Raw genomic sequence first — 20,913 nt, 5'->3', positions numbered from 1 at the left:
TATGACACTTCTTTTAGTTATGAACCTGCAAATGGACTATTAAAAATGCCTACAGCTAACTCGGCCCAAATTAGTAAAAATAATACTAATACCAAGGCAACTATTCCAATTCTGGATTTGGTATCGGTAATTTTTTGTAAAACAAATTCAATGAGCAGTATCACAGTTAGTAATAGAGTTCCCATAATTAGAAAATCGCCTGCTGACCAATTTACTTCAGTTGTAACTTGCATTGCTATTAAGGGAATTGACAACAAGCCCAGTATCCCAAAAATCATTAGTTGTAATCTTGTGTTTTTCATAGTATATAATTTTTTAAAGTACTTTGAAAAACAAAGTAAGTATAAATAATTGATTCAGCAAAATGTTTTTAAATATTTTTTTTTTGGGAAATGAAAAAGGGATAGCTTAGATTCTTAATACACCTCGAAAGCCTCTAGCCGCATAATAGGAATCGGCTCCATTGTGGTAAATAAAAACAGTATTGTATCTAAAATCGGCAAATAGGGCACCACCCAATTGTCTGATTTCTGAAGGAGTTTCAATCCAACTCGAAGTTTTGGTGTCAAAGTTTCCGAGTTGTTGTAGGTATCGATATTCAGTTTCTGTTAAAAGTGTAATTCCCATGGCGGTGGCTACATCCATAACATTATTTTGTGGTTTGTGTGCTTTTCTTGCATCAAGTGCTTTTCGGTCATAACAATAGCTTCTGCGCTCTTTGGGTGATTCAATCGAACAATCGAAAAAAATATATTCGTTAGTTTTTGCATCATAGCCCACAACATCAGGTTCACCGCCTGTTTTTTCCATTTCATTTAGCGACCAAATTTTTTCAGAATGACTTTCTAATTTAGATTGAACATCATTCCATAAAATATCTTGGTGACGGTTCCTGTTTTTCTCAAAACGAATTTTTAGGATATTGAGTAAAGTCGAATATTCTTCTGGTGATAGTGCTTTTTCAGATTCCATAGGAAATGGTTTTACTGTAATTAGTGACACTCAAATATACAAAAGCGTTTATAATTATAAAAAAAGAAAGTCCCGATTAAATCGGGACTTAGTATTATATTTTGAATATTCCACCAACAGTAATGATTCGCTGTAGAAACCAAAATTGTTGATCAGCTCGATCAACCCCGCTGTGAGTCGTTCGGATATCATTCATGTTGATATAACCCCCTTTCAATTCGGTTTGAATGAAATAATGTTTGAAAAACGTAATGTTTAAACCAGCTTTGGCTGAAAGTCCGAAGCCTGAAATATGAAAATCGTCATGACGTTGTTTTCCTAATACTTTCGCATTGGTTTTCGGATATAAGATACCGGCACCAATTCCTTCTGTAAGGTTGATTTGTATTTTGTCGCTATTCCAAGTTTTAAATAGTGTAGAAGAAATGTCATCTACTCTAGCAATCTCAGAATTTACATAATTTAAACCATCTGTATGTTCAAACGTTAAAAAATCTTCTGTTAAGTAAACCTGATTGGGAGCAATCGCTTCGCCATAAGTTCCACGATTTTGATAATACCCTGAATAATTAACCGCTTTGTCTTGAAACATTACATATTTCATATGGTCAACTCCAATGGAAACATTATAATGATCGCTAATAAAATAACCAAATCTCAAATTCGTTTGAGGAATTGTCATTCTACCAGGATTGATATAATCGACATGCCAGCCTTTTGGTTTGTCATGCGCAGTTACATCGTATAAGGTAAAATCGTAACCGTCGCCTTTAAAGTGAATATCTGATTTGGAAAAGCTTTCACGATTTCCACCCCAATACACATAAAACTTTCCTTTGTTGTGTGCCGTGTATTTTTCAGGATTTTCGACTGTTTCTTGCGAAAAGGTGTACTGTGAAAAAACACAAAAAGTTAGTACAACCATTAAAAATGGATGTTTCATAAGTAGGTTACTTTCTATTTATAAATTAAAATTGATTAACAGTTTGACGAATCGCCACTAGTTTCTTCATTAAATCTTCGAAATAATCCAAATGAAGCATATTAGCACCATCACTTTTGGCATTTGCTGGGTCAAAATGGGTTTCGATAAAAATTCCATCAACCCCAACTGCAATTCCAGCTTTAGCAATTGTTTCAATCATGTCCGGACGTCCTCCAGTTACACCGGCCATTTGGTTAGGCTGTTGCAAAGAATGCGTGACATCAAGTACAGTTGTAGCTAAATTACGCATGGTAGGAATACCTCTGAAATCCACAATCATATCCTGATAGCCGAACATGGTACCTCTATCGGTTACCATTACATTATCGTTTTGGCAATCTAATACTTTTTGAACGGCATGTTTCATGCTTTCCGGACTCATGAATTGCCCTTTTTTCAAGTTTACTGTTTTACCAGTTTTCGCTGCTGCGACTACTAAATCTGTTTGACGGACCAAGAAAGCAGGAATTTGTAATACATCTACATAAGCAGCAGCCATCGCCGCGTCTTCGTTTGTGTGAATATCTGTTACGGTTGGTACACCGAATTCTTTGCTTACTTTTTCTAATATTTTTAATGCTTTTTCATCTCCAATTCCTGAAAAACTATCAATTCTGGAGCGGTTTGCCTTTTTGAAGGAACCTTTAAAAACATATGGAATTTTAAGATTATCTGTGATGCCTACCAATTTTTCAGCAATACGCATCGCCATTTCTTCACCTTCTATGGCACATGGTCCTGCTAGTATAAAAAAGTTCCCGCTATCTAAATGTTTGATGTTAGGGATGTTGTGTAAGTTCATGGTGTTTAAAATTTTTTGCAAATATACCAATAATTTCTATTGGTAATTAGTGTTTAACTTCTTTTATGATTAATGCATGGCTTCTGATAAATCGACTTTATTTTTGGATCTTTTAATCAAAAAAACAATAGGAATACAGCATAAAAACATAATACCGAGGTATAAAAATATATCCATATACGATAAGACTGTGCTTTGTTTCATTACTGAGAAATCCATGACCTGATATGCTTTGTTCAACGCTTCGCTAGTGCTAAACCCTTTATTCATAAAATTTCTTTGTAAAGCTTCCACACGTTGTTGAACTTCCAATCGACTTCCGTCAAGATGCGTAACCAAATCAACTCTGTGTTTTTGACTAAATCTTGTGATAAATGTGGTAATGATTGCTATACCGAATGAACCACCTAATTGTCGCATCATACCTGTAAAAGCGGCTCCTTCCCCAATATGTTTTCCTTTTAAAGTCGATAAAGATAAAGTTGTGATTGGAACAAATAACAATCCCAAACCGATTCCTCTCAAAATTAAAGGCCAGTAAAAATGTTCCACTCCAGTATCGGGTGTCATTACGTTTCGCATCCAGAAAGTAAAGAAAAAGAAGACTAAAAATCCCACTGCAATCATATATCCTTGCGGAATTCCTTTCTGAATCATTTTACCAACGAACGGCATTAAAATAGCTGTAGTAATTGAACCAGGAATCAATAATAATCCGGCATCTAAAGCTGTCCAGCCTAAAATAGACTGGGTGTAAATTGGAATAATCAGCGTTGATCCGTACAATCCAAATCCGAGGATGAATCCCATTAAGATACCAATTCGTAGGTTTCCGTCTTTTAACACACTTAAATTCACGATAGGATGCTTGTATGTTAATTCTCTCCAGACGAATAGGAGCAGACCCACTACAGTAACAAGACACAAAGTTACAATGGTCGAATTACTAAACCAATCGTCTTGCTGTCCGTGTTCCAAAACAAATTGTAAGGAACCAATAAAAGCGGATAAAAAAACTATTCCCCACCAATCGACTTGATTCGCTTTTAATTTTTCGCCGTATTTCGGACTTCTAACAAAAGTCAAAGTCAAAAATGTTGCTATAATTCCTAATGGAATGTTGATGTAAAAAATATAAGGCCAAGAGAAATTATCAACCAAATAACCTCCTAACGGTGGACCTAAAGTAGGGCCTACAATAACACCCATTCCGTAAATAGCTTGTGCCATTCCACGTTTGGCCATAGGGTAACTTTCAGTAATGATGGTTTGTGCCGTTACTAACAAAGCGCCACCTCCAAGTCCTTGAATGAATCGAAAGCCTACCAGTTCCCATATGTTAGTAGCATTTCCACATAGGAAGGAGGCTACCGTAAATATAATGATGGAAACGGCAAAGTAATTTCGTCGCCCAAATTGCTGGGATAACCAACTTGTCATCGGAATGACAATTACGTTGGCAATTGCGTAAGCCGTAATTACCCAAGCCACATCGGTTAAGGTAGCGCCTAAACTTCCACGCATGTTGGTTAGGGCTACGTTAACGATGGTAGTATCTACAATTTCCAACAAAGCACAAAGTACCGCTGTAATGGTGATAATTATTCTTCTAAAGCCGTATTCTACTAAATCGTCTTCGGGTGCAGTAGTTGTTGCCATATTTTTAATTGATAATTAACAATTGATAATTGATAATTTGTTTTTAACGGAATTCCCTAGCCCTGACAGCAGCGGAAATCCTTTTTGAGTTTTTTAACGAAAAAAGATTATAGCGAATGGCAGGAAACAGCTCCTAAAAATTATTTTAGATGCACATCCACATCCACATTCATTCCGGGACGTAATAATTTCATTTTTGAAGCATCATTGCTGGCATTAAGGCTAATTTTAACCGGTAAACGCTGAATGGTTTTTACAAAGTTTCCTGTCGCATTATCCGGAGGCAAAATTGAAAATCGAGCTCCTGTTGCAGGTGAAAAGGAAGCAATGGCACCTTCAAATTCGGTATCTGGAAATGCATCTACTTTGATAGTTACTTTTTGACCTTCTACCATTTTGCTTAATTGTGTTTCTTTGAAATTTGCAATCACCCAAACCTCTTGATTGTTGATCACATAAAACAACGATTGTCCTGGTTGAATGAATTGTCCTGGTTGAATGGCAATCTTCGAAACTTGTCCGTCAATAGAAGCGGTAACCACAGTGTAGTTTAAATTCAATTGCGCGGCATCTAGAACTGCTTTGGCACGTTTGATATTGGCGGCAGCTGCTTCTGCTTGTTTAGCTGAAACGTTAGATCGCGAGGAAGCTACTGTTTTTTGGTACGACGTTGCTTTTTGTTGTTCTTGTAAAATTCTCAATTGGCTTTCTGCTTCCAATTTTGCGGCCTCTGCCTGCTCGAATTGTTGTTTAGTAATCGAATGATTTTTGTACAGATTGTTATATCGTTCGTAATCGTTGGAAGCTCTGTTCAATCTTATTTTAGCTGTTTCAATGCTTCCTCCAGCCGATTGTACATTAGCATCAGACACTGAAACATTCGCCTGTGCGGTTCCAATATCGGCTTTTGATACTGCATAATTTTCTTCCGCTACAATAAAAGCGGCTTTGGCTTCTTCTACTTTTACTAAGTAATCTCTATTGTCAATCGTGAACAACGTATCGCCTTTTTTGACAAATTGATTGTCCTTCACGTATACTTTGGTTACATATCCAGCAACTCTAGGAATTATAGGATTCATGTTCTTCTCAATCTGAGCATCATCCGTTTCTTCATGTGCAAGCGAATGCATGTATTTGTAAATTCCGTAAGTTCCTCCTAAAAGGATAAAGACTGCAAAAATTAATATGAATCTTTTGTTTGTTGTTTTCTTTTCCATCGGGATGACTATTTAGTTTTGAGAAAGATTGAATGAGTTGATTAATTTTCCAGCTACAAATTGTAATTGATAGTATTTTAAGGCAATATCGGCTTGTGATAGTGCTAAATTTATTTTCGTTTGAAGTTGTTGCACATCCGCTTCTAATAAATCGTTGGTTGTTGATAAACTATTGTCGTACTTGTCTTTTACAATTCTGTAATTTTCTGTCGCTTGTTCTACCGCTTTGGTATACACTATATTTTGTTTCAAGCAAAGATTGTAATTTTCTTGTGCTTCTTGTGTTTCTTCTTTGATTTTATCGGTTAATATGGCAACTGCAGCTTTGGTTTGTTCCACTTTGCTTTTAGCTAATTTGACTTCTTTTCCATTTTTGAAAATCGAAGCCAAATCATAACTTAATCCAATTCCAACATTCATCGCGTTACTAACTGACATCACATCTTTCAAATCGAAAGCAATATAACCACCTACTAAAGCTAATGAAGGATAATAACCACTTTTGGCAATCTGTATGCCAGCTTCTGATGCTTTTTGTTTGAAATTTAAAGCTTCCAAATCGCTTCTTTGTCCATTTAGAACTACATTTTGATTTTTGGCCATATCGTTTTTAATAGTTTCAATATCAATTTCGATTTTAGTGTTTTCCGGTAATTGTAATAGGGTTACCATTTGGTAGTTGATCACATTTACATTTTTATGGGCACTTTCTAACGAAAGTTGAATATTTGATTCCTGTAATTGTGCTTTCAATAAATCATTTCGAGCCATCAAACCGTTGTCTACCATTGCCGAAAAATCTTTGGTACGTTGTTGCGCACTTTTAAGGTTTTCTGTAATTAGTGCCGCCATTTCTTGTGCTTGGTACAGTTTAGCAAATAGCTCCACTACATGAATGGCTAATTGCTCTTTAGTATGCGTTGCTGAAAAAGTTTCCGATTTGTATACGTTTTCTGAAGCCAAAATGCTATTTTTTAACTTAAAGCCATTAAAAATTGGCATAGAAACATTGGCTTGACCTAAAAATAATTGACTGACTTTTATTGGGTCGCTTTTTTCAGTTGAAGTACTTCCAGAATTAAGATTGGAATCAACATTAGCGTTTGTTAATTGTAAAAACTGCCCCGAAAGCTTTACACTAGGGTACTGATTGTTTTTCATGGTTTCCATTTCCAATTTTGAAGTATTGACTTTCAAATTGAATAATGTAGCTTCATTGCTTTTTGTTGTGGCAATCGAAATGGCTTCTTTAAGTGAAAGCACCTTTCTTTCTTGGGAATGTCCCATCACGATTCCAACTAAGAAAAGTATTATCGGGATGTATTTATTAATTTTCATATGTTAAAAGTGCTCTGATGGTTTGTTGAATGTGTTTTGTCAAATCGTTCACAACGTAATTATTAAAATCGTCCTTAGTTTTCAAATCAAACAAGTCAGCGTAAAATGGTTTGTTCATTTGGAAGTGGAAATATGTTCCCATAATTGTCGGAGGAATTAAAGCCACGTTTACGTTTTGTGTAAAAAGTCCTTTCAATTGGCCTTCTTCAATGATGTTCTTTAAAACCTGTAAATTGTATTTTTTTACTTCGTTAAATGCTTCGTAATTGATGTCTCTTTTTCTGGACATAATTTCAAAGTGTATAATTTGATACACACCACAATTTTTATTAATACGGGTGATGTACAATTCGATTAGTTTGTCAATTTTTTCGAAAGGGGATAGTTCCTTTTTGAAAAGATTTTCCATTTGCAAACGGAGGTCTGAAATTCGGTTGATGATTAATGCTTCTAGTAACTTTTCTTTCGAACCAAAATAATAGGATATCATTGCAATATTGATGTTCGCTTCTTTGGCAATGTCTCTTATCGAAGTACCGTCAAAACCATGGTCCGAAAAAAGTTTTTCAGCCACTAAAAGTATCTCAATTTGTTTGTCATTAAAATCAGTCATGTGTAATGATTTTTAAAATCGCTACAAATTTAAACGTTTGTTTAAATTAAACGTTTGTTTAATTTAATTTTAACCTTTTTTTAACTAAATAAAATTGGTTCTTTTATAGTTGAAAAAAAGGTGGGTACTTGTGAAAATAATAGACTTTAAAATGATGAAAAGTATCTTTTTTTTATCATAAATAAAATCTATATTAATAATTTAAATTGCTTAAAATTATGTATTTAAAGTAATAATACTAAATAATTAGTTTAATATATTTTGCTATCGATGAAATTGCATTGCTCTTAAGATAATTTACAAAAGAACTTCCAATAATGGCTCCTTTTTGATACTTGATAGCTTGTGAAAATGTATCTGAATTTGAAATGCCAAAACCTACAATTTGAGGGTTTTTTAGGTTCATTTTAGCAATTCGTTCAAAGTAATTTTTTTGTATTTCTCCGAAAGAATTTTGACTTCCAGTAGTGCTAGAGCTACTAACCATATAAATAAAACTATCGGAAATGGCATCAATTTTTTGGATGCGTTCCACGGAAGTTTGTGGCGTTATCAAGAAGATGTTTTTCAAGTTATACTGTGCAAAAATGGATTGAAACTCCTTTTCAAAAACATCTACAGGAAGGTCCGGAATGATCAATCCGTCGATGCCAATAGCCGCACATTTTTGACAAAATTTCTCGATACCAAATTGCAAGATCGGATTAAAATAGCCCATAATTAAGAGTGGAATTTGTACGGTTTTTCGAATGTTTTTTAACTGTTCAAATAACAATTCTGTAGTCATCCCATTAGCCAAAGCTATAGTCGAACTCTCTTGAATTGTGGGGCCATCGGCTAGCGGATCACTGAACGGTAAGCCTATTTCAATCATATCGACACCACTTTTTTCTAATTCTTCAATAATGGAAACGGTATCGTTAAGATTTGGGAAACCTGCTGTGAAATAGATCGATAGCAGTTTTTTATTTTCGTTTAATTTTTGATTGATTCTGTTCATATTAAAAGTCAAAATAGTTAATATAAGTATTCAAATCCTTGTCGCCACGACCAGAAAGGTTGATGATGACGATATCATTGGGATTAAATTGTTTTTGGTCTAAAACAGCCAAAGCATGAGCGGTTTCGATAGCTGGAATAATGCCTTCTGTTTTGCATAAGTGGAGTCCAGCAGTCATGGCTTCTTCATCGGTAATCGCTATGAATTCTGCTCTTTTTGATGCAAACAAATGAGCGTGTAACGGTCCAACTCCCGGATAATCCAATCCTGCCGAAATAGAGTAAGGTTCAGTAATTTGGCCATCTTCGGTTTGCATTAAAAGGGTTTTACTTCCGTGAATAATCCCTATTTTACCTAATGCCGATGTTGCGGCACTTTCACCCGAATGAACTCCTTTTCCTGCAGCTTCCACGGCAATGAGTTGTACCTTTTCATCCAAAAAATGATAAAAAGCACCAGCGGCATTGCTTCCGCCACCCACACAAGCGATAACATAATCGGGGTTGGAACGGTTTTCTTTTTCCTGTAATTGCTGTTTCATTTCGGCAGAAATCACACTTTGAAACCGCGCCACCATATCGGGATAAGGATGAGGTCCCACGACCGAACCAATGATGTAATAGGTGTCGACTGGATTATTAATCCAATCCCTAATGGCTTCATTGGTAGCGTCTTTTAATGTTTTCGACCCAGAAGTTGCGGGACGGACTTCCGCTCCGAGCATTTTCATTCGGGCAACATTTGGGGCTTGTCGCTCAATATCGACTTCACCCATATAAACAATACATTCCAAACCCATTAATGCACAGACCGTTGCTGTGGCAACACCATGTTGACCCGCGCCGGTTTCCGCAATGATGCGGGTTTTGCCTAATCGTTTTGCCATCAGAATCTGTCCGATGGTATTGTTGATTTTATGCGCTCCCGTATGGCATAAATCTTCTCTTTTGAGATAGATTTTAGTGTTGTATTTAGCAGATAATCGTTCGGCAAAATAGAGTGGCGTAGGACGTCCAACATAATCCTTTAGTAATTGTTGGAACTCGGCCTGAAATTCAGGATCTTCAATATAATTAAGATAATTTTGACGTAATTCTTCCACATTAGGATAGAGCATTTCAGGAATAAACGACCCTCCAAAATCACCATAAAAACCTTGTTCGTTAACTTTGTAATTCATCTTGTAATAATATTAGTTGTTGTCTGTTTTTTAATCCGGGTAGGCTTTCAAATTTGCTGTTGACATCGATTGCATGAATAGGCAAATTGAGTTGTTTGATTTTTTCAATATCCTCTAAACCAATGCCTCCACTAAGAAAAAAAGGCTTTTTCGACGGATATTGTTGTAATAACTGCCAGTTGAAAGAGGTGCCGTTACCACCAGGATTTTTGCCCTTGGTATCAAATAAAAAGTAATCACAAACGCTTTCATATGGATAGATTTGAGAAAACTCGAAGGCATCATCAACAGCGAAAACTTTAATAATTGTAGTATTGATATGTTTTAGCAAATGGCAGAATTCGGGAGATTCATTACCGTGCAACTGTATTATTTGAAGGTCATACTGCTTGATTTTGGCTAGAATTTCTTCCAGAGAAGCATTAACAAAAACCCCCACTTTTTGAATGGAAGGGTTGATTGTTGGAAGTCCACCATAAAAGTAACGTGGAGACTTCTCATAGAAGATAAATCCGAGATAGTCCGGCTTTAATTGGGCTGTTTCTAGAATATTATTGGGATATTTCATCCCACAAATCTTGAGTTTCATGGTTTATCGGATTAAATTGTTAATGAATTCCTTGGTGGCTTTACCAACATTATCGTTTTTCATAAAGTTTTCACCGATTAAGAAGCCTTGGTAACCAAAGGATTGTAATTCTTTGATAGCTTCGGTAGTGCTGATACCGCTTTCGGAGACTTTTACAAATTCGTCAGGAATGTATGGTGCCAATTCTTTGCTGTAATCTAAGTTTACTTCAAAAGTCTTCAAATTACGATTGTTAACACCAATCATGTCTAGACTAGGCAGGATTGACTTTTCTAGTTCTTCTCGGTTATGGACTTCTAATAATACTTCTAATCCGAGAGAATGGGCAAATTCTGATAAATATTTGATTTCGGAACGGGTTAGTACAGCAGCAATGAGTAAGATAACATCGGCTCCGTGGGCTTTGGCTTCTACAATTTGATACTCGTCGATGATAAATTCTTTTCTTAATAAAGGGATAGAGGTACAGGCTTTTGCTAAAAGCAAATCGTCTAAGGAACCGCCAAAGTACTTTCCATCGGTTAAGACAGAAATTCCTGAGACACCAGCGTTTTGGTAGCCTAACACGACTTCTTCCACAGAAAAATTGTGACTAATTACTGATTTAGATGGAGAACGACGCTTATGTTCGGCAATAATTCCCGAAGGACTATTTTTCAAAAGTTTGGATAAAGAAACGGTTCTACTTCCGAAAAGGGCGGTGTTTTCTAACTGAGAAGCAGAAATAACAGATTTCTTTAATTCGACTTCTCGTTTTTTGTCTGCAATAATTTTATCTAGAATGGTCATAGTTATTGGCTTAATTGTTGTAGTTTTTTGAATTTTTCTAATGCATTTCCGTATAATAGACTTTCTTTAGCAATAGCAAATCCTTCTATTGGTGAGCATTTAGTTACGGTAGCAATGGCCATTCCGGCATTGGCACAAACCACATTGTTTTGTGCATCGGACCCTTTTCCGGATAGAATGTTCATAAAAATGGAGGCTGATTCCTCGATAGTTGTCCCTCCTTGAATGTCAATTTGTTGCAGTTGATCTACACCGAAATTTTCAGGTCTTAACATGCTTTCCATCGTATTGGAAATGGTTTTGGTATTGCCTGTTAGTGAAATTTCGTCATAACCGTCTAAACTGTGTAAAATGGTGAAATTTGCATCAGTATTTTGATACAAATAAGCATACATTCTGGCCAATTCCAAATTGAAAACACCTACTAACTGATTCTTGGGAAAGGAAGGATTCACCATGGGACCTAACATATTAAAGAAGGTTTTTACCGCTAATTCTTTTCGGATAGGGGCTACATTTTTCATAGCAGGATGAAATAGGGGAGCATGAAGGACGCAAATGCCTGCCTGATCGATACATTTTTCGAGAAAATCTTTGTCATTGCTGAATTTGATTCCGAGAGTTTCCAGAACATTACTGGATCCTGAAATGGAAGAAACACCATAGTTTCCGTGTTTTGCAACATGAATTCCAGCGCCTGCCGTCACAAATGAAGCCAATGTAGAGATGTTGAAAGTGTCTTTTCCATCCCCGCCAGTACCGCACAAGTCGATGGTATTATAATGGGATAAATCAATTGAAATGCACAATTCCAATAAGGCTTCTCGGAATCCGGAAAGTTCTTCAATGGTGATATTTCGCATCATGTATACTGTCAAGAAACTTGCAATTTGTGCAGGATTGTAAAGTCCGTTGGAAATATTTATCAGCACATTTTTGGCTTCTTGTTTGGATAACGTTTCGTGTTGTATGAGTCTGTTTAAAATTGCCTTCATAGGATTTAAATTAGAAATAAGTTGGGCTAGGCTTTAGACTTTTTGGAGCCTAAAACGAATGTTATTTTCGATATAGTTTTTTTGTTAATTAGCTACTTAGCCAATTTTCCAGTATTTTCTTTCCGTGGGGCGTGAGAACGCTCTCTGGGTGGTATTGCACGCCGCGAACATCGAACGTTTTATGTCGGAGGGACATAATTTGACCGTTTTCATCTACAGAAGTAATTTCTAAAGCATCAGGAAAATCGGCCGTATTGACTACCCAGGAATGGTAGCGTCCCACTTCAATTTGCTTTTCTAAACCAGTAAAAAGTTTTTCATCATCAACAACAATGTTAACATGGGTAGCCACGCCATGATATACTTTTTCAAGATTGGTGAGGCTTCCGCCGAAAACTTCCCCTATGGCTTGCTGACCTAGGCAAACCCCAAGAATACTTTTGGTAGTCGCATATGTTGTGATGACTTCTTTCAGCATTCCAGCTTCATCAGGAATTCCAGGACCGGGAGAAAGCAGAATTTTATCGAAGTTTTTAAGCTCATCAATATAAAATTCATCGTTACGAAAAACCGTAACATCACAATTTAAATCTTCCAAATAATGCACTAAATTGTAAGTGAAACTATCGTAATTGTCTATGACTACTATCTTTTTCATGGTTTTTCTTTTAAATGGTTTCCGCTAGTTCTAATGCTGTATTCAAAGCACCTAATTTATGATAAACTTCCTGCATTTCGTCCTCTTCATTGGAACTGGCAACAATTCCGGCTCCAGCTTGGTAATGCAATTGGTGATTTTTGCTTAAAAATGTACGAATCATAATCGCATGGTTAAAGTTACCATCAAAATCCATAAAACCAATAGCGCCACCATAAAATGTCCGATTAGTATTTTCTATGCTTTCGATGAGTTGTAAGGCTTTGTGTTTTGGTGCTCCGGATAAAGTTCCAGCAGGAAAGGTGTCTGCAACCACTTGCATTGATGGTATTTCTGATTTTAGCCTTCCCGATACTTTGGATACAAGATGGATGACGTGTGAGAAATACTGTACTTCTCGGTATTTTTCGACTGTAACATCATTACTGTTTCTGCTTAAATCGTTTCTAGCCAAATCGACTAACATGACGTGTTCGCTGTTTTCTTTAGGATCTTCCGATAATTGTTTCGCCAAAAGTGCATCCTGTTTGTCATTTCTTGTTCGTTTAAAGGTTCCGGCGATTGGATGGATTTCCGCTTTTTTGTTGTGGATGACCAACTGAGCTTCAGGTGAAGATCCCATGATTTTGAAATTTCCATAATCGAAAAAGAATAGGTAAGGAGAAGGGTTTATACTTCTTAAGGCGCGGTATACATTGAATTCATCACCTTTGAATCCTTGCGTGAATCTTCGGGAAAGTACCAATTGAAAAACATCGCCACGGAAACAGTGTTTTTTGGCAATAGTCACATTGTTTTTGAAATCATCATCCGTTAAGTTTGAAATCGTATTTCCTTCTTTACGAAACGAATAAGAAGCAAAGTTTTTAGATTGGATTAACTGTTCAATTTCGGCAATATTGTTTTGATTGTCAATACTGTGACAGAAAATATAGGCCTCATTTTTAAAATGATTGATAGCAATGATATTCTGATAAACCGAGTAAAAAATGTCTGGAATTTGTAAATCGGATGCTTTTTTCTCAATAGTCACCTTTTCGAAATAACGAACGGCATCATACGCGATATAGCCAAATAAGCCATTATTGATGAATTTAAAATCAGTGTTGGAACATTCGAATTGTGACGCAAACTGCTGAATACTTTCTATTACTTTTTCTGGACTTTTAATGACATTCATTGTTGTTCGACCATCTGGTAAAGTAGTTACAATGCTTTCATTTTCTACTTTTATACTTGCTATTGGATTGCAGCAGATGTAAGAAAAACTATTGTCACTACTGTGGTAATCATTGCTTTCAAGCAAAAGGCTATTCGGAAATTTATCTCTAATTTTTAAATAAACACTTACCGGCGTAATAGTGTCCGTAAGAATTTGTTTGTAGTTTGTATGTAATTGAAATTTTTGCATAATGTTGATTTTTGACAATAAAAAAAGGCTTGTCGTGATTGACAAGCCTTTTTATCTATTTTAGTTTTAAAAATACAGATAGGAGGATTCGCTCACGATTTTCGACGTAAGTTATTCCACCACCAAGTATTGTTTAAAATGTTGTTCATTTTCTAATTGTAATTGTACTTTGCAAATGTATAGAATGTTTTTTAAACTATCCAACTTATTTTTACTTAAAGTTTAAAAATACACATAAAAAGATATTTAATTATTGTTTTACGATATTTAATTATTATATTTGTACTTTAATTTTAAATCAATACTAATGAAATCGGTAAAAATTATAGCTTCTTTTTTGGATAAAATAGTAAAAATTGTAGCCATTGGTTATTTGGTTACGGCCATTTACACTTTAATAAATTGTCTTTTCCAAGGACCATTTTTTGAAACATTGGAACGCAATCGTTTTGCTATTAATTTTCCTTTTACCCATATCCATTTTTTGCTTGGCTCAGAATATTCTTTTGAATATGTAGCTGAAATGGTAATTGGTCTTGGACTTTATGGTCTTTTCTTTTGGGTGCTCGGCAATGTTTTTAAAACGTTTAAGCAGGAACGTTTGTTTACCCAAAACGGATTAAAGTATTTAAAGCAGTTTTATATTTTTAATTTGATATTATATCCTGTATTTGCTATCATTTGGGCGTTTATTAGCATAGAAGATTTTCCTTTTTTTGCCATGATTGTTGCACATGCTATCATGGGGATATTTATCTATTTTATGGCAGCGATATTTGAACAAGGAGTGAATTTACAAGTCGAACAAGATTTATACATATAGTTATGGCAATAATTGTAAATGTTGATGTAATGCTTGCGAAACGCAAAATGCAAAGCAAAGAATTGGCTGAAAAAATTGGCATAACAACGGCTAATTTATCGATTTTAAAAACCGGTAAGGCCAAAGGTATTCGATTTGATACTTTAGAAGCCATTTGCGAAGCTCTTAATTGTCAGCCAGGAGATATACTAGAATACACAAAAGAATAATTCAATCATCATAGTATTTAAATGTTTCGGTTTTTCGACCGACAGGGATTTATTTGCTGTAATCGAAAAATAATCAATCAATTATAATCATCAAAAAATGAACAGTTTAACAATTAAAAATCTCACCAAAACCTACTCGAATGGTAGGTTAGCGTTGTGTAATATTTCGTTAGAAATCGAAAACGGAATGTTTGGTTTATTAGGTCCAAATGGTGCAGGAAAATCATCATTAATGCGAACTATCGTTGGTTTACAATCGGCAGATTCGGGAGAAATTTTGCTCAATGGAATTAATGTTTTGGAAAACCCACTATTTATTAAAGAGCAATTGGGTTTTTTGCCTCAAGATTTTGGAGTGTATCCCAAGATTTCGGCGTATGATTTATTGAATCACATTGCCATTTTGAAAGGAGTTTCTAATGCAATGGAACGTAAAAATCAAATCGATTCTTTATTGGAAAAAGTAAATTTAACTTCTCATAAAAACAAAGAAGTATATACTTTTTCGGGCGGAATGCGTCAACGATTTGGCGTGGCACAAGCCTTGTTAGGTAATCCTAAAATTATTATTGTAGATGAGCCTACAGCAGGTTTAGATCCGGAAGAACGTAACCGTTTTAATGGATTACTTTCTGAAATTGGAACAGAGCGTATCGTGATTCTTTCCACCCATTTGGTTGAAGATGTCCGTAATCTTTGCTCTCAAATGGCCATTATGCAAAACGGAAAAGTTTTACTACAAGGGAATCCGAACGATTTTGTAAATGAATTGGAAGGAAAAATTTGGCAAAAACAAATTGAAAAGCAACAATTAGAGCAGTATAACAGAAACTTCAATGTCATTGCCTCCCATTACAGTGGTGGAAAGTTAAATATTCAAGTGTTTTCTGAAGAATTTCTGTCTGATTTTGAAGCGGTACATCCAACTTTGGAAGCAGTTTATTTCAATGCTTTAAATCAAATGGAAGTATGAAAACAATGATTGTATTTGATTTGAAATCGTATGGTAAAAACTGTCGGTTTCTACTTTTAGTACTGGCTTTACTCAGTTTTGGCATTTTTGGAGGTAGTACTGCTCGTTTTACATTGAGTGAAAACCTAGCGTATAACTCACCGTATCAAATAGCATTCATCACGGCATTTCTGAGTCTATCGAGCCTGTTTTTTTCCACATTATTTTCTGCACAATTGGCCTTAAAAGAGATTGATTATAATCTGAATCACATTTATTTTTCATTGCCTATTTCGAAAAAACAATTTCTTTGGAGCCGATTTGTTTCCATTTTTATATTGAGCTTCGGATTTACGTTTTTACTAACGCTTAGCTTTTTTATAGGTAGGGAATTGTCCTCGGTCGGAATGAAAAGTGTGGCTTTTAATCTTACTTATTACCTAATTCCGTTACTTCTATTTTCGGCAATCAATACTTTTTTTGTCGTTGTAATTACTACTGTTGTTGCTTGGTCGACAAAGAATAAGCTTTTTGTTTACGTAAGCGGTTTACTGCTGTATGTTTTTTATATGGTGAGCTTGTTGTTTTCGAGTTCTCCTTTTATGGCGAATCAATTGCCTCAGTCAAAAAACGCCCAATTGCTTTCGGCCATTTTTGATCCTTTTGGTTTATCCGCATTTTTCTATCAAACAGCTCATCAAACCATTGTGCAACGAAACTCTGTTATTACAGCAGGTGGGATTTTACTAACCAATAGAATAGGCATTCTTTTCATTTCAGTAGTACTGTTGATTTTAATTACCCGAAATTTTTCAGTTTCTAGGAAAGTGAAGTCATCCAAAGTAAAGCAAATTGCTAGTGAAGGAGTTTTAAATTTACCATTTGAATTTGTTTCCACAGAAAAATCAGTTTATGTCAATCTGCTATCGTTTTTTTCATTTGTGAAGATGAATGGAACGTATATATTAAAAAGCATTCCCTTTGTTTTGATTGTTTTGAGTCTGCTTTTTGCTGTCGGAATGGAAATGTATGCTGAAATTGAAAAAGGAATTCGATTGCCTCAAAAATACGCTTCGTCAGGCTTAATGGTGTCGACTATTATTCAAAATTTTTATGTTCTAGGGGCGTTGGTTTTGGTTTTTTATGCCAACGATTTGTATTGGCGAAGTAAAAATTCAAATTTCCATTTTATAGAAGAATGTACGGCGAATTATACTTTGAAATTCTGGTCCATTTGGTTGACGTTAATCATTTTCAGCGTTGTATTTACACTTGTTTTGATTTTGGAAGGAATTGTTTTTCAGTGGCTGTACAACTATCCAATAATCGAATGGAAGGTCTATGCCAAAACGTTTTTATTTACTACGTTTCCTCTGATTCTTGTCAGCGGATTCGCATTACTACTTCAAAAAATACTTCGGAATAAGTATTTAGCATTGGCGGTTTCGGGAGTTTTTGTGTTAGTGATGACAACTACACTAGGAAAAGTAATTATCAAATATCCATTGCTTAAATTTTTACAGACTATTTCTTTCGATTACAGCGATATGAATGGCTTTGGACGTTATGAAAATGTATTTCAGCAGCGATTGTTTTTCGGATTCGTAATCGTTTTATTTTTAATGTATTTGATGCATCAAAGTAAAAAAGCCATTCGAACCTTTTCGTTTTGGATAATCGTGTTTTTCGGTATTGGATTCGCTTCTTACTTAGGCCAGCAATTAATTTCAGAATATATTCCAAAAGACAGGGATAAAGCGGAAATGCAACAAGTACATTATGAAAAGCAATTCCGAATTTTTCAAAGTAAACCGCAACCAAGTATTACCAATGTGACAACGAGAGTAGATTTGTTTCCTTCCCAAAATGCTTATGCTATAAAAGGGAATTATGTTTTAGAAAACAAAACATCCCAATCAATTGATGAAATTTTATTCAATTTTTCTGATGATTTTAGTATTAAGAATGCGGTGTTACATACTGAAAACGGACCTATTTTAGTTAAGAATCAATATCAAATTATTCGATTGAAAAAAAACTTATTACCAAGTCAAAAACTAACCTTAGATTTTGAATTATTGTACCAGTGGAAACCTGTAAATGGACATCAATCGTTTAATGCTATTGTCGAAAATGGAAGTTTTATGCGCATTAGTCGGAATTATCCTCTAATAGGCTATCTCGCTTCCAAAGAAATTGAAGAAAAAAGTGTTAGAAAGCGTTATAATTTAGGGGAAAGAACTCTGGTAAAACCATTAGACGCTCCGAAAATTCCCAACAATGATTTTATTTCACTTGATATGATTGTTTCTACAGAAGCCAATCAAACCGCAATTGGAGTAGGGGAACTAACCAAGCAATGGAAAGAAAGCAACCGCAATGTATTTCAGTTTAAAACCGATGCCATTCCGTTCCGATTTGCCATTTCTTCGGCCAATTACGCAATGAAAAAAGAAAGATATAACGGCAAAATAGTTGAAGTGTATTACCATCCTACACATCATGAGAACGTATTCCATTTGATTAAAAATGCTAAATTCACGATGGATTATTGTGAAGCTAATTTCGGAAAGTATCCCTTTAAAACCATTCGATTTGCTGAAATTTCGGGTTTTACACAAGGTTTTAATGCAACAGCGTACCCAGCTACCATTTTTATGAATGAAAATATGTCGTTTCATTGTAATATTCTAGCCGATAAAAAACAAGATGTCATTAATGAATTGGCGGGACATGAATTAGCGCATTTGTGGTGGGGTAATTCTCAAATTGATCCCGATGCGAGAGAAGGGGATGCCATGCTTACCGAAACTTTAGCCATGTACACCGAATTGATGTTACTCAAAAAAATGTATGGAAAGCAAAAAGTAGAAGAAACGGTTGCGATCCATCAGGATATTTTTGAAAGTGAAAAAGGGTTTTCAGGAGATATTCCCTTACTGAAAGTTACGGGTAATTTAACCCATATCGCATATTCAAAAGGAGCGGTAGCGATGTATAAATTGAGTGAATTAATTGGTGAAGACAAAGTAAATAAAGCTTTACGTAGTTTTTTAAATACAAACCGTTATCCCAATATGAAACCAAGTTCTACAGATTTTTTAAAAGAAGTGTATCAAGTCTCTGATACAAAACATCATGAAACGATTAAATCGCTTTTTGAAAAGTAAAAGTGTAGTTAAATCAAAATTAGTATTGCCTCATTTATTAGTATAAGTGAGGCTTTTTTATTTTTATTATTTATTTAAAAAAAATTAAAATTTATTGTTTATCAATAAAAATTTATTATTTTTACTTTGTTAAACTTTAAAACAATTATTATGGAAATTAAAATTGGTACCAAAACAATACTTCTAATTCTGCATGTAATTTTGTGGATTATTTTTGTTGGATTAGCAATAGATGCTACAGGATTACTTACAAAAACAATTGCTACTTTAACACTTCAACCTGAAGATGCAGCTAAATTTTGGAGAGCAATAGATTTAACAGAAGTATATCGTTTCAATGAAACGCAGTACATAACGTTGAGTTGTATAGTTATAATTGCTGCTTACTTAAAGGTAATTTTATTCTATTCTATTATAAGAGTTTTTCTAAACAAGAATTTTAATATTGCGGCACCATTTAATGAAATATTTAGGAAGCTTATTTTAACACTCGCTTATTTATCATTTGGAATTGGATTTTTTTCATCATGGGGGACAAAAGTGGTAAGAGGGCTGTCAAGTTATGGGTTAAAACTACAAGATATTGAAGAATTGCATATTGATGGGGCTGGGGTTTGGTTATTTATGACAGTTATTCTTTTTGTAATTGCACAAATATTCAAAAAGGGTATCGAATTACAAGAAGAAAGCGAATTAACAATTTAGCACATGGGAATTATTGTAAACTTAGATGTCATGATGGCCAAACGCAAAATGTCGTTAAATGAGTTGTCTGAAAAAATTGATTTGACACTTTCCAATGTATCGATACTCAAAACGGGAAAGGCCAAAGCCATTCGTTTTAGTACTTTGGAAGCAATATGTAAAGCATTGGATTGTCAACCCGGAGATATTTTAGAATACCAAACAGATAAATAAAAAAAGTCCCGATAAATCGGGACTTTTTAATTTGGATCAAATTCGGATTTGATTAGTATTTTAATTGAACTTTTAATTCAAATTCATCATCAATAGCTTTGTCTGCTAAAGCACCAAAGTTTTTAGAAGCATATTTGATATCATATTTAGTTCTGTCAATCATTAAAGTTGCATTTGCAACACCTTTGTTTGCTACAATATCAAAAGTAACAGGAGCAGTAATGCCTTTTATTGTTAAATCTGCTTCAACTGCATAAGTGTTAGCAGCACCTTTTTTAGCTCCAATTTTTTTGAATACTAAAGTAGAAGTTGGGAATTTCTCTACACCGAAGAAATCATCTGCTTTTAAGTGTCCGTCTAATTTTCCTTTCCATTCTCCTTGTAAATCTGTAGTGTTAATAGAGTTCATGTCAACTGTAAAGTTACCACCCACTAATTTTTTACCTTTGAAAATTAAAGTTCCTTCTTTTAAGTTGATATCACCATTGTGTTGACCACCTACTTTTTTAGCTAACCAAAGTACTTTACTTTTTGATGCGTCTACTTTTGTTGACGTTTGAGCTGTAGCTGTTACTGTTCCTAAAGCTACTACTAATGCTAATGCAATTGATTTTAATTTGTTCATTTTTA

At 34.8% G+C, this 20,913-nt stretch carries 22 protein-coding genes; 6 read left to right on the top strand and 16 right to left on the bottom strand.

Features of this window, described 5'->3' with window-relative positions:
• Positions 1-17: 17 nt before the first annotated feature.
• The 15 genes from EQG63_RS06920 to EQG63_RS06850 all read right to left on the bottom strand — a co-directional run bounded on the left by EQG63_RS06920 (position 18) and on the right by EQG63_RS06850 (position 14,211).
• The gene (locus tag EQG63_RS06920) at positions 18-302 is read right to left on the bottom strand and encodes a hypothetical protein (RefSeq protein ID WP_129435631.1); all 285 of its coding nucleotides are present in this window, start codon (positions 300-302) and stop codon (positions 18-20) included.
• A gap of 106 nt (positions 303-408) precedes the next feature.
• The gene (locus EQG63_RS06915) at positions 409-972 is read right to left on the bottom strand and encodes a DUF4256 domain-containing protein (RefSeq protein WP_129435630.1); all 564 of its coding nucleotides are present in this window, start codon (positions 970-972) and stop codon (positions 409-411) included.
• Positions 973-1,066: 94 nt separating this feature from the next.
• On the bottom strand, positions 1,067-1,915 hold the full coding sequence (locus tag EQG63_RS06910) for a hypothetical protein (RefSeq protein ID WP_129435629.1): 849 nt from the start codon (positions 1,913-1,915) through the stop codon (positions 1,067-1,069).
• A gap of 25 nt (positions 1,916-1,940) precedes the next feature.
• Positions 1,941-2,759, bottom strand: coding sequence for a 3-deoxy-8-phosphooctulonate synthase (kdsA, locus tag EQG63_RS06905; protein WP_129435628.1), 819 nt, complete (start codon positions 2,757-2,759; stop codon positions 1,941-1,943).
• Between the two features lie 69 nt (positions 2,760-2,828).
• The gene (locus EQG63_RS06900) at positions 2,829-4,418 is read right to left on the bottom strand and encodes an MDR family MFS transporter (protein WP_129435627.1); all 1,590 of its coding nucleotides are present in this window, start codon (positions 4,416-4,418) and stop codon (positions 2,829-2,831) included.
• A gap of 140 nt (positions 4,419-4,558) precedes the next feature.
• Positions 4,559-5,638: an HlyD family secretion protein gene (locus EQG63_RS06895; RefSeq protein WP_129435626.1), complete on the bottom strand. Its 1,080-nt coding sequence runs from the start codon at positions 5,636-5,638 to the stop codon at positions 4,559-4,561.
• A gap of 12 nt (positions 5,639-5,650) precedes the next feature.
• Complete coding sequence (locus EQG63_RS06890; RefSeq protein WP_129435625.1) at positions 5,651-6,976, bottom strand: TolC family protein; 1,326 nt, start codon at positions 6,974-6,976, stop codon at positions 5,651-5,653.
• Positions 6,966-7,589 (bottom strand): TetR/AcrR family transcriptional regulator, encoded by a 624-nt coding sequence (locus tag EQG63_RS06885; RefSeq protein WP_129435624.1) that lies wholly within the window; start codon positions 7,587-7,589, stop codon positions 6,966-6,968. The genes EQG63_RS06890 and EQG63_RS06885 overlap by 11 nt, the downstream gene beginning before the upstream one ends.
• A gap of 238 nt (positions 7,590-7,827) precedes the next feature.
• Entirely contained in the window at positions 7,828-8,589 is a 762-nt protein-coding gene (gene trpA, locus EQG63_RS06880) for a tryptophan synthase subunit alpha (protein ID WP_129435623.1), read from the bottom strand.
• Between the two features lies 1 nt (position 8,590).
• Positions 8,591-9,769, bottom strand: a complete 1,179-nt coding sequence (gene trpB, locus EQG63_RS06875) for a tryptophan synthase subunit beta (protein ID WP_129435622.1) — start codon at positions 9,767-9,769, stop codon at positions 8,591-8,593.
• Positions 9,753-10,358, bottom strand: a complete 606-nt coding sequence (locus EQG63_RS06870; RefSeq protein WP_129435621.1) for a phosphoribosylanthranilate isomerase — start codon at positions 10,356-10,358, stop codon at positions 9,753-9,755. Before EQG63_RS06870 ends, trpB begins: the two co-directional genes overlap by 17 nt.
• Before the next feature lie 3 nt (positions 10,359-10,361).
• On the bottom strand, positions 10,362-11,147 hold the full coding sequence (gene trpC / locus EQG63_RS06865) for an indole-3-glycerol phosphate synthase TrpC (protein WP_129435620.1): 786 nt from the start codon (positions 11,145-11,147) through the stop codon (positions 10,362-10,364).
• 2 nt (positions 11,148-11,149) lie between these two features.
• Positions 11,150-12,142 carry an anthranilate phosphoribosyltransferase gene (gene trpD, locus EQG63_RS06860; protein ID WP_129435619.1) on the bottom strand — a complete coding sequence of 331 codons (993 nt, stop codon included), beginning with the start codon at positions 12,140-12,142 and terminating at the stop codon, positions 11,150-11,152.
• 88 nt (positions 12,143-12,230) lie between these two features.
• Positions 12,231-12,800 carry an anthranilate synthase component II gene (locus EQG63_RS06855; RefSeq protein ID WP_129435618.1) on the bottom strand — a complete coding sequence of 190 codons (570 nt, stop codon included), beginning with the start codon at positions 12,798-12,800 and terminating at the stop codon, positions 12,231-12,233.
• Between the two features lie 10 nt (positions 12,801-12,810).
• The gene (locus EQG63_RS06850; protein ID WP_129435617.1) at positions 12,811-14,211 is read right to left on the bottom strand and encodes an anthranilate synthase component I family protein; all 1,401 of its coding nucleotides are present in this window, start codon (positions 14,209-14,211) and stop codon (positions 12,811-12,813) included.
• A gap of 307 nt (positions 14,212-14,518) precedes the next feature.
• On the opposite strand from EQG63_RS06850, the gene EQG63_RS06845 reads away from it, so the two are divergent.
• The 6 genes from EQG63_RS06845 (at position 14,519) to EQG63_RS06820 (ending at position 20,283) form a co-directional block, all read left to right on the top strand.
• Positions 14,519-15,034 (top strand): DUF2975 domain-containing protein, encoded by a 516-nt coding sequence (locus EQG63_RS06845; RefSeq protein ID WP_129435616.1) that lies wholly within the window; start codon positions 14,519-14,521, stop codon positions 15,032-15,034.
• Between the two features lie 2 nt (positions 15,035-15,036).
• Positions 15,037-15,243 (top strand): helix-turn-helix domain-containing protein, encoded by a 207-nt coding sequence (locus EQG63_RS06840; RefSeq protein WP_129435615.1) that lies wholly within the window; start codon positions 15,037-15,039, stop codon positions 15,241-15,243.
• Positions 15,244-15,340: 97 nt separating this feature from the next.
• A complete protein-coding gene (locus EQG63_RS06835; protein ID WP_129435614.1) occupies positions 15,341-16,216 on the top strand; it encodes an ABC transporter ATP-binding protein in 876 nt (291 codons plus the stop codon).
• Positions 16,213-19,365 carry a M1 family aminopeptidase gene (locus EQG63_RS06830; RefSeq protein ID WP_129435613.1) on the top strand — a complete coding sequence of 1,051 codons (3,153 nt, stop codon included), beginning with the start codon at positions 16,213-16,215 and terminating at the stop codon, positions 19,363-19,365. The genes EQG63_RS06835 and EQG63_RS06830 overlap by 4 nt, the downstream gene beginning before the upstream one ends.
• Before the next feature lie 150 nt (positions 19,366-19,515).
• Positions 19,516-20,070 (top strand): DUF2975 domain-containing protein, encoded by a 555-nt coding sequence (locus EQG63_RS06825; protein WP_129435612.1) that lies wholly within the window; start codon positions 19,516-19,518, stop codon positions 20,068-20,070.
• Positions 20,071-20,073: 3 nt separating this feature from the next.
• Positions 20,074-20,283: a helix-turn-helix domain-containing protein gene (locus EQG63_RS06820; protein WP_129435611.1), complete on the top strand. Its 210-nt coding sequence runs from the start codon at positions 20,074-20,076 to the stop codon at positions 20,281-20,283.
• A gap of 52 nt (positions 20,284-20,335) precedes the next feature.
• Here the strand turns inward: EQG63_RS06820 and EQG63_RS06815 are convergent, their stop codons facing one another.
• Complete coding sequence (locus EQG63_RS06815; protein ID WP_129435610.1) at positions 20,336-20,908, bottom strand: YceI family protein; 573 nt, start codon at positions 20,906-20,908, stop codon at positions 20,336-20,338.
• Positions 20,909-20,913 lie beyond the last annotated feature (5 nt).

Origin of the sequence: Flavobacterium amnicola (assembly GCF_004122165.1) — a bacterium.
GTDB classification, from domain to species: Bacteria; Bacteroidota; Bacteroidia; order Flavobacteriales; family Flavobacteriaceae; genus Flavobacterium; species Flavobacterium amnicola.
This window is presented reverse-complemented; position numbering and strand designations above follow the sequence as displayed.